This is a genomic window from uncultured Parabacteroides sp., from assembly GCF_947855115.1.
In the GTDB taxonomy this organism is placed as follows: domain Bacteria; phylum Bacteroidota; class Bacteroidia; order Bacteroidales; family Tannerellaceae; genus Parabacteroides.
Genome location: NZ_CANTZW010000013.1, coordinates 98933 through 114155, shown reverse-complemented (window position 1 = coordinate 114155; position 15223 = coordinate 98933). Strand labels below are relative to the sequence as shown.

Sequence of the window (15223 nt, the reverse complement as noted above, 5' to 3'; positions counted from 1 at the left end):
GACATAGTCTTATCAGAACCAAGTACAAGATTACAAATAAGTATCCAAATATAAACAAACATCGTTACATATCACAAATGTACAAAAAAATGTAAACCATTAATGCATATCCTTGAAATCTAGTTAATTTAATTTGTGTGAGAAAAGGATGATCTCATTAACTTTCCTATTTATATATAATATATTGATAAAGATTGGAATGGTCGCTTTTATTAATTATCCTATAGGGTGGCCACATTGACATGCCTAAGAGAGACTTATTGTATATTTCCATATACACTTTTACTACCTGATCAGGTTTCTGGAGAAACACGTATGTGTTTTTCAAAAAACATGTACGACCTTTTCGGAAAACATGTACGACCTTTTCGGAAAACATGTACGACCTTTTCGGAAAACATGTACGTGTTTTCCGGGAAATATAATCTTGTTTTTTGCAATTGATTTTCAATAGTTTACAATTCTATTTCGTTTATATGCTTATTGTTTGGAATTTTTGGGGGAATATAATGAAAATGACCTAGCGGTTATTTTTGAATATCTGGTTGAGAGATATAGCGTGCTGCGTCTCCTTTGTCTGATAGTGATTTAAGGGAAGAGACGGGGCACGCCCCGTCTCTACAAATAGGAGATTATTTTATAAATGGATGATTAATAAATGAGTGGTTATTTCATAAATGGATAGTTATTTTATAAATGAGCGGTTATTTTATAAATGGGTGGTTATTTTATTTCGATGTTAACCTTTTGTTTGATGTCCGAGGCGGAGGCTCCTAGTTGGAGGATGAATTCGCCGGGTTCTACGACGAATTGGCCTTGGGACTCGCTATAGAAGGCTAAAGAGGATACGGGGATGTCTAATGTGACTTGCTGGCTCTCGCCGGGTTTGAGGAAGACCTTTTTGAAGCCTTTTAATTCCTTGACCGGACGTAGTACGGAGCAAACCGGATCACTGACATACAATTGGGCAACCTCGGCACCTTCACGGTCTCCGGTATTGGTTAAGGTGAAAGTCGCTTGGATCGTGTCCGCTTGATCGTAAGTCTTTTTATCCGTATTCAGGTTGGAATAGCTGAATGTCGTGTAGGATAAGCCGTAACCGAACGGATAAACGACCGGGAGACCTTTCGTGTCGAACCAACGGTAACCTACCAAGATATCTTCCTCATAATTCACCTTCAAATCCCTACCGGGGAAGTTTCCCAACGCATGCGCCGGAGATTGATCCAAGCTCACAGGAGTGGTGAACGGCATCTTACCGCTCGGGTTCACTTTGCCGGATAATACATCCACCAAGGCATTTCCTCCTTCCATACCGTTGAACCAAGCCCAAACGATAGCGGGGGAACAAATATCCACGGCAGCCATATTCAGCGGCGAACCGGCGATCATGACCACGATCGTACGAGGATTCGCCTTTACCACCTCTTGAATCAACTCTACCTGCCCATATGGGATGTCCATGTTCAGGCGGTCGAACGACTCGGTATCATAATCATGGTTCAAGCCACAAACCAAAAGAGCCACGTCACTCGTACGGGCCATTTCTACCGCCTCTTTCAATAACGCGTCGCTTTCCTGTGTCTTGGAAGAGAAAGTACCGGAGCTCTGTCCGTTATTACTTCCTTCGATGAAGGTAGAGAGTTTCTCATAACCTTGAGCAAAACGGATATCCACCTTATCCCCCCATTTCGCACGAAGGGCCTCCAGCGGAGTTACCTCGTAAACCGCCTTGATCTCGGAGCTCAAGCCACCATTGGAATGCTTGCGGGTAGCGTTATCGCCAATTACCGCCAGGCTCTTGATAGAGGAGAAATCCAACGGGAGAAGATTATCCTGGTTTTTCAACAGTACGATGGCTTCGGCAGCCGCGTCGTAAGTGGCCTGCTGATGCTCCTTCGTGTTCATGGAACCGGGGCCGAAACGCTTCTCCGGGTCCAAGACATTCGTCTTGATCATCACACGTAATACATCGCCTACCTTCTCGTCCACCAAGCTCATAGGAACCTTACCGGACTTAACGGCCTCGATCAAGGGATTGGCATAATACCAATCCTCATACTTGTCGATCAATGTACCCATTTCCAGATCCAAACCGGCTTCCATGGAAGGAACCGTGCTATGGGCGGCTCCCCAGTCGGTTACGTATACACCATCGAATCCCCATTCATCACGAAGGATCTTACGAACCAAGTAGTTATTCTCCGCGCAGAATTCCCCGCGGAATTTATTATAAGCGGCCATTACCGTCAAAGCGCCTCCCTCCTGTACCGCCGCCTTGAAAGCGGGCAGATAAATCTCACGCAAGGCACGCTCGCTACAGTCCACATCAATGGTCGTACGATTCGTCTCTTGGTTGTTCACGGCGAAATGCTTTACGCTACAAGCCACGTCACGGCTCTGCAAACCCTTGATATAAGCGACCGCCAATACGGAGTTCATATAAGGGTCCTCGCTCATATACTCAAAGTTACGGCCACAAAGCGGAGAGCGAATGATATTCACGCCCGGGCCCAGCAATACGTCCTTCTTACGCCAACGGGCCTCCTCGCCCAACACCTCGCCCCGGCGATAAGCCAACTCCGGATTCCAAGCGGCGGCAAAAGCCGTGCCGGTAGGAAAATAAGAAGCGGAATCGTTCGTCCAACCCGCATACGCCCAGTCATGGCGATTAATCTCCGCACGTACCCCGTGAGGCCCGTCGCTCAAGCTCCACTCTGGAATACCCAGACGCTCCACTCCGGCAACATAGAATTTTGAGTTGCCGTGCAACAACCCGACCTTTTCCTCCAAGGTCATTTTCTTAATCAGTTTCTCGATACGTTTCTCCATTTGTACCTTCTCTTTATCCGTGACCTGCGAGCTCGCGGTAGCCGCGCTCAAGAAAAGCCCGCAAGCAATCACACTCATTATCTTTTTCATTTCTTTTATATTTACAGGTTCTTTATTGAGCTTGAATCGTTATTGTCGCCTCGGGCAACCCCTCGGCTACAGCTTTTAAATGGATGTCGCCTTTTCCACCCTTGCTCCGGATCACGGCCAAGGCTTTTCCGTAGTAAGCTTGCCGTTTCGGTTTCCGCAGGCTGTTCGGGTCATTCGGATTTCCGTTGTCCGTTCCGGCGATCTCACCCGGTCCCTCTACGGAGAAACGGATCAATGGGGTAGCGTCGGGAACCAGATTACCGTCGATATCACATACATCTACAGTAATAAACGATAAGTCCGAACCATCGGCCTGGATGACGCTACGATCCGGGGTCAAGACCAAGCGGGCCGGTTCGCCTGCCGTATGGATCTCTTTCACCAAGACCTCCTTACCCTTCAAGCGAGACACGGCTTTCAAGGTTCCGGGCGTGAAAGGCACACGCCAAGAGACATGGTAGGTACTATCCGTTTTCTGCCGTACGCCCAGGCTCTTCCCGTTTAGGTATAATTCTACCTCATCGGCATTGTTATAATACGCCCAGATATCCACCGGTTCGCCTTCTTCCCAATTCCAATGCGGGAAAAGGTGCAATACGGGCTCATCCGTCCATTCGCTCTTATACATATAATAGATATCTTTCGGGAATCCCGCCAGATCCACGATACCGAAGAAACTGCTCCGGCTTGGCCACCAATACGGGGTAGGTTCTCCCAAGTAATCGAAACCCGTCCAGACGAACAGGCCCGATACATGCGGAAGCGTCTTCACGAGATGCCAAGTCTTCTCGTGCGTAGAACCCCAAGGTACGTGGCAATTATCGTAAGAGGAACAAACATGCTCGGGAGCCTCGAAAGGCTTGTCCCACGATTCCGGACGGATATAAATATGATCGGAGGGCATCTCATAATAACCACGGGTCATCAAGGCCGAGGTAGATTCGCTCACGATCAGTTTCTTCCCGGGGAAATTCCGGAGGAACGGCTCGAAATATCGCTCATGGTAGTTGAAGCCCAGCACATCCAAGGCATCCGAGCGAAACAAATGGTTCTCCGGGTTCACCTCGTTATTGCCGGCGGTAACGACCCGGGAGGTATCCAGACGCTTCACGATAGCCGCCAAATGACGGGTGATCAAGGATTGGCGGCTAAGGGTAGTATCCTTCAGCAAAGCGGGATCAATGGCATGACCGGCATTCAAGATCAAGTTCGCCGCTTGCAGATCCAGTTCCGTAGCGTCGGCATGGCTCCATTGCTCAAGTACCTCATTACCGATACTCCACATGAAAATAGAGGCATGATTCCGGTCGCGTAAAATCTCGTCCGTCAAATCCCGCTCGTGCCACTCATCGAAATACCGGGCGTAATCATACGGAGACTTGCGGCGTTCCCACATATCGAAAGATTCATCTTGTACCAAAAAGCCCATACGGTCGCAAAGATCCAGCAACTCGGGGGCCGGGGCGTTATGGCTGGTACGGATCGCGTTCACGCCCATCTCCTTCATGATCTGTAGCTGACGTTCGATAGCCCGTGTATTCACGGCGGCGCCCAGACAGCCCAGATCATGATGTAGGCAAACGCCTTTTATCTTCAAGGGCTTATCATTCAAATAAAAGCCGGTAGCGGAATCCCAACGGAACGTACGCAGCCCGAATACCGTCTCGTAACGGTCTACTACCCTACCGGCCACTTTCACTTCCGTGACAGCCGTATAGAGCGTGGGAGAATCGGGACTCCAAAGTTCAGGGTACGGGATCGAGAACCGATGATCCACAGATGCTCCCCCATACGGATGCCGGATGCCCTCGTATACGGAATCCGGACGCTCTTGTATACGTCCATCGTATGCCCCCGTACACGGTATCCGCAAACAAGCATTTACGGGCGGTGTAATCGAACGTCTCGCGTTGTCGTAAATAGAGGTGGATATCTCGGCCTCCACATCTTCCGTCCCATTATTTCGTACTCTTACCTCCAAGGCGAAGGTAGCCTCCTCCGACGAGATCTTCATATCATGCACGAAAGTGCCCCAGTTGTCCACATGCACCGGATTCACCTTAACCAGCCATACGTTGCGGTAAATACCGGAGCCGGAATACCAGCGGGAATTCGGCTGCTCGCTATTATCTGCCTTCACGACAATTACGTTCGGCTGGCTTCCATATCTCAAATAAGGTGTCAAGTCATAACGGAACGATACATAACCATTCGGACGGAATCCCAGCGAATGTCCGTTGATCCAGACCTCGCTATTCCGGTAAACCCCGTCGAAATCAACATAGATAACCTTACCTCGATCCGTTTCCGGAAGGGTAAATGTCTTTCGGTACCAACCTATCCCACCCGGTAGCGCGCCACCGCCCGGGGTAGACGGGTTATCGAGAGAGAAATCTCCCTCTATGCTCCAATCATGGGGTAAGGATAAGATACGCCAAGTGGAATCATCGCTGTCCGGGGATGAATAATCCTGAACGCTATCCGACAAGGCAAATTTCCAGTTGTCATTCCATGAGCTACGTTCACGTACCTGTTCCCCTACAGAGGAACAGGCCGTGAACAATAAGCCCAGAAGCCAAACGAATGGCCAATTCATCAGTGGTCTCATTAGCGATTATATAGTTTAATTGATACTACCTACCCAGTTGTAGAGACGGGGCGTGCCCCGTCTCAGCACAGACTGTCAGCACAGACTGATAGGTATTATTTACTGATAGGTATTATTTACTGATGGATATTATTTAAAGTTACCATTTAGAGGGGTTGAGACGGGGCACGCCCCGTCTCTACAACTAGAGGTTTGCCTTGGTAAGATATTGTCACGTTCTTGCCTGCGGGGTTCTCCGGCGTGATGAGACGTACCGTGATCTGGCGTTCGCGGATCATGCCCGGATAGTTACCCTCTTGGGCACCGATCGTGAGCGTTCGCCTCGCGTCATCATAAACAAACGGGATGGTAGCGTAATTTCCTTTCTCGTAATCGTAGGTCACGCCATTATCCTCATATAAGGTGAAGGAGCCGTCGGCACCGGCGTAAACAGAGACGGTCAGGTCTTTCTGCTCCTCTTTCGTAGACTGGATTACCTTTCCGGTCGGGACGATAGAACCGGCTCTCACGAACAAAGGCATACGCTCGTAAGGAGCATCCACGTTCATTGTCGTCCCGCCTTGTATACGCTTGCCGTTGTAGAAATCGTACCAAATGCCTGCCGGGAAGTACACCTCACGGTTACGAGCCTTATACTCATACACCGGACATGCCATGAAGGCCGGGCCAAACATGAACTGGTCGTCTATATCGTAAGTATTCTTATCGTTCGAATAATCCATTACCAAGGCACGCATGATCGTATAATCCTCAAAATACGTCTTCGAGGCCAAGCTATAGATATACGGCATCAGTTGATAACGCAAGTCCGTATAATATTTCATCGATTGGTAAGTAGGTGTTCCCTCCGGGGCGATATTATAAATCTCACGGCAGGGATATTGTCCATGGCTACGGAACAACGGGCAAAAAGCCCCGAATTGATACCAACGGTTGTTTAACTCCCGCCATTCCTTCAGATCCTCGCTACCTTCCTTGGCACTCATATAACGGTTCTCCACGCTGAAGCCACCGATATCCATCGTCCAATAAGGAATACCGGACATGGCGAAGTTCAAGCCGGCGCTGATCTGCGCTTTCATATCCTCCCAGCGAGTACCGATATCGCCACTCCATGTAGCGGTAGAGTAACGTTGCTGGCCGGCAAAACCGGAGCGGGTCAACAAGAATACACGGTCATCCGGATTTACGCTACGTTGCCCGTCGTAAATCGCCTCGGCGTTCTCCAAGGCATAAGCGTTGAAGTATTTCGTGGAAGGGCCCAGATAAGTCGGTCCGCAAAGCGACTTACGGTATTCGATATCCGTATTATCCTGTACGTTCGGCTCGGAAGCGTCCATCCACCAAGCGTCGATACCCAAGGAATACAGGTGCTCGTTCATCTGTTCCCAGAAAAGCTTGCGGGCTTCCGGGTTGTACGCATCATAGAAAGAACCGATATAACCCGGATAAATCCAGTCGCGGATACTGTCCTTGATCGCCTGCTGGTACATGGCGCCCAGCGCATCCAATTCCTTATAATGCTCTGTCGTATAATAGAACTTCGGCCATACGGAGATCATGATACGGGCATCCTTATCGTGGATTTCCTGGATCATGCCTTTCGGGTCCGGGAAGCGTTCCTTATCAAACTCATGGCTACCCCATGCGTCTACCGGCCAATAGCTCCAGTCTTGAACGATCACATCCAAGGGAACCTGCCGTTCGCGGTATTCGTTCAAGGCGGTCAACAACTCCTCTTGTGTCTTATAACGCTCGCGGCTCAACCAGAATCCCATCGCCCATTTCGGCATGATCTGGCTCTTGCCCGTGACCGTGCGGTAACCGCTGATCACCTTATCCATAGAAGACTCTCCATTGATGAAGTAGTAATCGATATCATCCCCCATCTCCGACCAGAAAGCCAACTGCTCTTGCTCCTCCTCCGGTAACGGAGACAGAACCTTCAAACCGATATAGGAGACATCGCCATCCGGCAACCACTCGATCCGGATCGGGTAACGTTTACCCTTTTCCAGATGGGCCGTAGCCTTGTAATCATTCGGGTTCCAGGCCGCACGCCAACGTTCGGGAATAATCTCTTGGTCATCCACAAATACCTTGGTATAACCGGCGTAATGCAACTTGAAATGGTAAGTACCGGTCTCCTTTGCCTCGATCTCGCCCTCCCAAGTGGCAGAAGCGCTCGGTTTCGGGAAACCTGCCGGCAACTTCTTGATGGTTTTCAGATTCTCATAATCTACCTTATCCTCATCCCGTTTGATCAAAACGGAATTCCTTGTCTTATCCTTATAGTAAGTAGCGGTCAACGCCCCTTCCTTACCATCTTTTCCGTATAGACCAAAGACATCGCCCAAATCAACATACGGACGCTTGTCTCCGAAACGGCTCAAGGAATAGTTATGCCAAAGCACGCCGTAGCCTTTTGAGGAAACGATAAACGGCACGCTCACCTTCGTGTTATATTGGAAAAGCTCCTCATTCTTACCTTTGTAGTTGAACTCATCGCTCTGATGCTGTCCCAGGCCGTAAAGTCCTTCTTCGTCCTCGCTCTCAAATACCTGACGCAAGGTATAGCCTTTGGTTCCTTCCACCTCGATTGGCGTAAACTCCTTGCCTCCGTTTGCTTTCTCACGGAGGATCGTGCGTCCGTTGGCATCGGTAAAGCGAACTTCTCCGGTTTCCCGGGAAAGACGGGCTTGTGTAGTCCGCGTACTTACGATGATCGTATCACCCGAGGTCGTTATCTGAAACGATGGGACGGGCAACGATCTCGTATCCTCGATCAAGTTTATTTGGTTGGAGAACTTACCATCCGGGGAAGCGATTACCCGGATAATATTATCGGAGATTACCTCCAGTTTAACAGCTTTCGCCTGTCCGGAACGGATATCGGCTACCAAACCGTTCTCTACCTTCCGGTAAGCGGAATCAGTCATACAGGAAGTCAGCAGGGAAAGCCCTAACGTGAATACCGCGATGTGTTGTTTCATATTCTATAGATTCTTTAATATTTCCGATTAGCGATGAGTCCGAACAGGTTTTTCCATACAAGAAAAAATGGTTCTTCATTCGTTGGCAAAATTAAAGGGTTCACCGCAGACAGGAAGCTACAAATGTTTTGAGTTACGGGGAGAACCGTAAAAAGACAGGGGGAAGAATGTTTATTTTAAGGGGATATTTTGTTATATCCCCTGATTATGTGACGCTTATTAAGTAAAAGCTTACTTATGATAGTCTGAGGGTAACCTTCCGAACTCATCCTTAAAATACTTCCGGAATAGCTTCACGTCATTGAAACCACACTCCAGAGCGACCTCGTTCACCCGCATCTGGCTCTTCTCCAACAACTGTGCCGCATGCTTTAAGCGAACCGTACGGATCAACTCCACCGGAGTCTTACCCGTGATGGAAAGACATTTCTTGTAGAAGTTCACACGACTCATGCCCATTTCCCGGCTCAACCGCTCTACGGACAACTCCGGATTGGCGATCTGCTCCTCGATATAGGCGATGGCCTTACGCATCAACTCCTCGTCTATGGAGCTAGCTTGTACCTCTGTCAGGGCGATACCCATGGTAGAAGACTGCATAAAGGCTTTTTGCATCTTCTTCCTCATCTCAATCAAATGCCGTATCTTCAAGAGAAGCATCTCCATATTGAAAGGTTTGCCGATATAATCATCCGCACCGGCTTCCAGACCGACTAGTTGGCTGTCTTTAGCCGACTTTGCCGTCAGCAGGATCACCGGGATATGGGAAGTCCGGATGTCTCCCTTTATCCGGCGGCACAAGGTGATGCCATCGGTGACAGGCATCATCACATCGCTGATAACCATATCCGGCAGTTCCTCTAGAACGAGCTTCCACGCATCTTCCCCATCCACCGCCGTAAGAACCGAATAAACATTACTCAAACTTAATCTCATGAATTCCCGGAAGTCCGTGTTATCGTCTACGACCAGCAATGTTGGTCTTCCCACCGGAGACGTATCTTTATCAATCCCCCTTTCCTCAACCGGAGATCGCACATCGCCTTCGGCAACTCCTTCCGGGGCAGAAATGATATCTTGATTATCCAAGGGGATCACCGGTAGCGTAACCGTAAAGGTACTGCCCGCTCCCGGTTCGCTTTTCACGGTTATCGTCCCATGGTGCATCCGTACGAATTCCCGGCATAGGTGCAGGCCGATACCCGTACCGACCGCGGGATTGTCTTTATCCGGGGAAACCACCTGATAAAAGCGGTCGAATATAGCTTCTTGTTTATCTACCGGGATGCCGATACCGCTATCCGATACCTCGATAACCAGTTTGTTCTGGCCTTCCTCCTCCAATCGTAAGCTAAGCGTCACCGAGATGGTACCACCCTCCGGCGTAAACTTAAAAGCGTTACTCAGTAAATTAGAGACAATTTTAAAAACCTTATCCGTGTCAAACTTCATCGAGAGAGACGTGAAGACCGAAGAGAAAGAGAAATGAATCCGCTTTTGCTCCGAAAGCTCCTTGAAAGAATAAGCCACATCACGCACGAACGGGACGATATCGCCGGTAGACAGAACCAAGCTATCCCCTTGCACATCGATCTTGCGGAAATCTAATAGCTGGTTCACCAATTTAAGCAACCGATCAGCGTTCCGATAAATCAATCCCAATATTTGTTGAGACTCCGGGTTTTTCTCCGTTTTCATCAGTTTCTCCAATGGGGTTATGATCAATGTAAGCGGCGTGCGGAACTCGTGGCTCACGTTCGTAAAGAAACGAAGCTTCATCTCGTCTACCGCATGCTGCTGGCGTACCGCGGCCCGTTCTTGCTCTTCCTCCAGCTTCTTTTGCTGAATACGGAAAACAAAACGTATCGCGCCCCACACCAGTAATATACCGGCTATGATATACAACGCTATCGCCCATCCAGTAGCCCAAAACGGGGGCAGGATCGTGACCCGCAAGCTCACGGCCTCCTTGCTCCAGATACGGTCGTTATTCATCGCCCTTACCTTGAAAGTATACGTACCCGGATTTAAGTTCGTATAGGTGATACGCCGCCCCAAGGCATCCACGACAGTCCATTCCGGATCAAAGCCCTCCATCTTGTACGCATATTTATTCTTCAAGGGAAGGAAATAGCAGCAAGAAGAGATGGTAAAGGAGAAATTACGTTCCGTATAATCCAGTTCTAACAGATTGGTACAGGTGATATCTTTATCCAAAATCACATGCCCGTCATACGCCTCTCCCGCCATAACCGGGACATTATTCACCATAAGCCCGGTAATCACCGCCGGTGGAGCATAGCTATTGTAACGTATCCGGGCAGGATCAACGAAAGTAAGACCGTTTGTCCCGCCAAACGCCAACTCTCCCGTTTCCAGCCGGCAAGCGCTATTCACGTTAAATACACGTCCTTGAACTCCTTCATTCTCATCATAGCTATTCCAGTCGAACTTATAATTATTGTCCGTGTCTCGGTTCGGGATGATATTCAACAAGCCATTCTTCGTTCCAACCCAGATCGTATGGTATTTATCCTCAAGGACAGACATGATATTGTTATCCGGCAATCCGGAGGAATGGTCTAGCAGGTACATCTTATCATTTAGCCTATCATATATATGTAACCCGTGATTGCTCCCGATCCAGACCAACTGGCGGCTATCGCAAAATACGACATTGATGATCTGGTCTTCGAACACGGAACGTCCGTCTTTCGTACCGTTAAAAGAAGTAACAGTCCCAGTCTCCGGATCGATCCAGTTCACTCCCAAAGAAGTTCCAACGACAATATTCCCCTCCTCATCCCCGGAAAGACTATAGACGATATCCGAGTTAATCGCGTTCTCCTTATCCCCCATACGGTAATACGTCCATTTCCCGGTAGATTGATCCAAGCAATCCAGCCCGCCTTCCAACGTGCCGATCCACAAGCGGTTCTTGGCATCCACATACAAGCTATACACGCTATTATTGGATAAACCATCCTTACTGCCCGGAACATCCCGATAATGCTTGAAACGCTTCCCGTCAAAGCAAGTCAGCCCGTCCATATAAGTACCCAGCCATAACTTGCCATCCAGATCCTTCGCCATACTAATCACGACATTGCCGGAGATAGCGTTCTCGCTTTCCCGACCCGCCCGGTAACGGACATATTCCTCGGTTTGCCGATCGTAACGTAACAGGCCGTTCCCACTCGTACCGATCCACAGATCTCCCTCCTTATCTTCTACGATACAATTAAAGTCATTATTAAATACATCCCGCATCAGTTCCAAAGGATACCGGATGGTCTGGAACTTAAAAATACTTTCATGATAATAGTTGATACCGTTCTTATAAGTGCCGGCCCACATGATTCCCGTATCATCCCGGTACAAGCAAATCACGCTATTCTGGCTCAAACTTGTTTGGTTAAACGGGTTATTCCGTATATAGCGCATCCGGTCCAAGCGTTTATCCAAGATATTGATACCGCCATGATCGGTAGCGATCCAGATATCGCCGTTTATATCTTCTGCCACGTCGCGCACCATGATAGAAGATAAAGCCACCGGGGTATCTGTCGTATAATGCTTCCATTCCTTGCTCTTGGGATTCAGGCGAAAAACTCCTTTACTATGCCCGGGATTTAAGAAAAACCACAGTTCCCCATCACTATCGGCAAATATATAAAACAGTTGGGCATAAGCGTATTGGGCCAGGTATTCATCCCGATAGACAGATTCCCCGGATGCCTTATCTATTCCTTCTACCACTCCCGAGGAATGGACCACATACAGACGATCGCCCACATCGCTCATATCGCAAACCCGGCCATCCTCTTTCCTCAGCGGGTAAGTGTAAACTTTCCCTCTCGCCTGGTCGTAACGACAAAACTCATTCGTATATGTCGCGAAATAGAGTAACTTATCATTGTCTACAAACACCTTGGCGGGAGAACTTTCCAGACGCAAACTATCTAGTACCTCCTTCTCCGGGACAAAGCGGTCGTTGCCAGGATCATATACGCAAAGTTGGTTTGTATTATAGGTTATCCAGATATGTCCGTCGGCGGTTTCTTGAAGCTCGGAGACATGTTCTTCCCTAAAAGGCAACCCGCTTTCTTTGTATTTATAATGCTTAAACTCATACCCATCAAAACGGTTTACCCCCGAGGTAGTACCCAGCCACATGAATCCCTTCCGGTCTTTCAATATACAAGTGATCTCATTGGAGGACAGGCCGTCTTGTACCCCCAAGCGATTGAATAGAATATCTTCCGTCGCAAGTCCGATCCCTGATACCCCGAAAAACAGGAGAATTATGATAAAGAGTAGAGTTTTCGTTCTCATATTTAGCAAATATAGATATTTCCCAAGAACAAACCAAACCAACCACATATCTAATTCCACGGCAAGCGGGATGCAGTGCCATCGCACCGTACGTACAGCGCTACTGCGACAAGCGTACAATAACGCTGCACGTGCGGGCTACAGTAAACTTACACGTAAAGTATCCATATATAAGAACATGATTATTAAAAATTATCCCGTACATTTGTCATCCGATTGGAATTGAAATGAATAAGGCGCAATGATTGTTGTAAGAGATTTTGACAGACTGATAGGAAAAGAACTGGTGGCTACGATCGGATTTTTCGATGGAGTACATATAGGACACCGTTTCTTGATCGATGAGATGAAGGAGATAGCCAAAGCACGTAACCTGCCGTCGGCCGTGATTACCTTCCCGGAACATCCCCGGGCCGTACTGCATGCGGATTACCAACCGAAACTACTAAATTCTTTCGAGGAGAAGTTACAGCAATTAGAGACTACCGGAGTAGATTTTTGCGTCGTGTTGGATTTCACGATCGAGTTGTCACGGCTTTCGGCCAAGGAATTCATCACCTCTATATTAGCGAAAAGCTTGCACGTAAAAACCTTATTGATCGGATATGACCATCGTTTCGGGCACGATCGGACGGATGGTTTCGAGCAATATGTGGTTTATGGAGCCGAATGCGGTATCGAGGTGCTGAAAGCATCTCCCTATGATGAAGGGAATACGGCCGTCAGCTCTTCCGAGATCCGGAAATTACTACAAGCCGGCGATGTAGCGAAAGCCGCTTATTTATTAACTTATCCGTATCAGTTGCAAGGGCATATCGTCAGTGGCTATAAAGTGGGACGTACGTTGGGATTTCCCACGGCGAACATACAGGTAGATGGGCCTTTTAAAGTCATTCCGGGTATTGGCGTATACGCCGTATGGGTGGAAGTGGAAGGCAGACGATATAAGGGGATGCTTTATATCGGTGACCGCCCGACCCTAAATAATGGAACGAACATATCCATGGAAGTCAATATCCTGGACTTCTCCGGAGATATCTACAATGACAGTATTCGTGTCTCATTCGTCCAATACATACGCGGAGATATCAAATTCGATTCCTTAGAGGCGTTGAAAGCCCAACTGGAGAAAGACAGATGCACCGTAAATAATTTACTGTCCGCTGTAGAGACGTAGCGTGCCGCGTCTCCCACTATCCGATAGTAACTAAATACCCTATTTCAAGAAAGAGACACGGCACGCTACGTCTCTACAACAGAAATGACGATAAAGACAACGAGAACTATAAAATCCCCAAGATAGAATATGGAAAGATATTATGAAGCGATCGATTTATTAAAAGGCATGATCTCCCGTCCGTCTTTCAGCCGAGACGAGACTGCCGTAGCGGACTTCCTGCAAGCAGAATGGCAAAAGGCCGGGCATAAGGTATTTCGTAAAGGCAACAACCTATGGATCATCGCCCCGGATTTTGATTTCGGTAAACCGACTCTTTTGCTTAACTCCCATATAGACACCGTCAAGCCCGCCTCCGGTTGGACTAAAGATCCGTTCACTCCTGAAGAAACCGATGATGACAAGCTATACGGCCTCGGAAGCAACGACGCAGGCGCAAGCGTAGTCTCCCTTTATGAGGCTTTCTGTATCTTAAGCCAAAAGAAACAGCCCTACAACCTAATCTTCTTAGCCTCCTGCGAAGAAGAGGTATCCGGGAAAAACGGTATCGAAAGCGCATTGACCGAACTTCCTCCCATAGCCTTCGCCATCGTAGGGGAACCCACGGGTATGCAACCCGCCGTAGCCGAGAAGGGGCTTATGGTACTGGATTGTACCTCTACCGGAAAGGCCGGGCACGCCGCCCGTAACGAAGGTATCAACGCCATCACGTTGGCCATGAAGGAGATCGAATGGTTCAGTACCTATCAATTCCCGGAAAAAAGCGATTTCCTCGGACCGGTGAAGATGACCGTCACGATCATCCACGCAGGGACACAGCATAATGTTGTTCCCGACAAATGCGAGTTTACCGTGGATATCCGTACCAACGAGTTCTATACGAACGAGCGGCTGTTTGAGTTGATCCAGGAAAAGGTGCATTGCGAGATCAAAGCCCGCAGCTTCCGTCTCAGCTCCACCCGCACGGAGCTGGATCATCCATTTGTCCAACGGGCTATCTTAATGGGCAAAGAACCTTTTGGCTCTCCTACGCTCAGCGATCAGGCGCTCATGCGTTTCCCTTCCGTAAAGATAGGACCGGGAAATTCGGCACGCTCTCATTCTGCCGACGAATTTATCCGAGGCATGGAAATCCGGGAGGCGATCGATACATATGTACGATTATTAGAGGGTTTACAACTGTAATAG

The 15223-nt window shown here is 48.5% G+C and carries 6 protein-coding genes; 2 read left to right on the top strand and 4 right to left on the bottom strand.

The genetic code is table 11. The annotated features are described in order from the left end of the window. Positions 1-723 precede the first annotated feature (723 nt). The 4 genes from Q0110_RS09995 to Q0110_RS09980 all read right to left on the bottom strand — a co-directional run bounded on the left by Q0110_RS09995 (position 724) and on the right by Q0110_RS09980 (position 12858). Positions 724-2922 carry a glycoside hydrolase family 3 C-terminal domain-containing protein gene (locus Q0110_RS09995; RefSeq protein ID WP_297906003.1) on the bottom strand — a complete coding sequence of 733 codons (2199 nt, stop codon included), beginning with the start codon at positions 2920-2922 and terminating at the stop codon, positions 724-726. A gap of 22 nt (positions 2923-2944) precedes the next feature. Further along, on the bottom strand, positions 2945-5518 hold the full coding sequence (locus tag Q0110_RS09990) for a sugar-binding domain-containing protein (RefSeq protein ID WP_297906006.1): 2574 nt from the start codon (positions 5516-5518) through the stop codon (positions 2945-2947). Between the two features lie 158 nt (positions 5519-5676). Then, positions 5677-8523, bottom strand: coding sequence for a TIM-barrel domain-containing protein (locus Q0110_RS09985; RefSeq protein ID WP_297906002.1), 2847 nt, complete (start codon positions 8521-8523; stop codon positions 5677-5679). 231 nt (positions 8524-8754) lie between these two features. Further along, positions 8755-12858 (bottom strand): two-component regulator propeller domain-containing protein, encoded by a 4104-nt coding sequence (locus Q0110_RS09980; RefSeq protein WP_297906001.1) that lies wholly within the window; start codon positions 12856-12858, stop codon positions 8755-8757. A 241-nt stretch (positions 12859-13099) separates the two neighbouring features. Between Q0110_RS09980 and Q0110_RS09975 the strand changes: the two genes are divergently transcribed. Together Q0110_RS09975 and Q0110_RS09970 are read left to right on the top strand one after the other, a co-directional pair. Then, the gene (locus Q0110_RS09975; protein WP_297906000.1) at positions 13100-14035 is read left to right on the top strand and encodes a bifunctional riboflavin kinase/FAD synthetase; all 936 of its coding nucleotides are present in this window, start codon (positions 13100-13102) and stop codon (positions 14033-14035) included. A 129-nt stretch (positions 14036-14164) separates the two neighbouring features. Further along, positions 14165-15220: a M20 family metallo-hydrolase gene (locus tag Q0110_RS09970; protein WP_297905999.1), complete on the top strand. Its 1056-nt coding sequence runs from the start codon at positions 14165-14167 to the stop codon at positions 15218-15220. The last annotated feature ends 3 nt before the right edge of the window (positions 15221-15223 follow it).

What these genes read in the sequence shown, in the direction of transcription:
- Q0110_RS09995 (WP_297906003.1), bottom strand. Translation starts at nt 2,922, where the DNA reads ATGAAAAAGATAATGAGTGTGATTGCTTGCGGGCTTTTCTTGAGCGCG.
- Q0110_RS09990 (WP_297906006.1), bottom strand. Translation starts at nt 5,518, where the DNA reads ATGAATTGGCCATTCGTTTGGCTTCTGGGCTTATTGTTCACGGCCTGT.
- Q0110_RS09985 (WP_297906002.1), bottom strand. Translation starts at nt 8,523, where the DNA reads ATGAAACAACACATCGCGGTATTCACGTTAGGGCTTTCCCTGCTGACT.
- Q0110_RS09980 (WP_297906001.1), bottom strand. Translation starts at nt 12,858, where the DNA reads ATGAGAACGAAAACTCTACTCTTTATCATAATTCTCCTGTTTTTCGGG.
- Q0110_RS09975 (WP_297906000.1), top strand. Translation starts at nt 13,100, where the DNA reads ATGATTGTTGTAAGAGATTTTGACAGACTGATAGGAAAAGAACTGGTG.
- Q0110_RS09970 (WP_297905999.1), top strand. Translation starts at nt 14,165, where the DNA reads ATGGAAAGATATTATGAAGCGATCGATTTATTAAAAGGCATGATCTCC.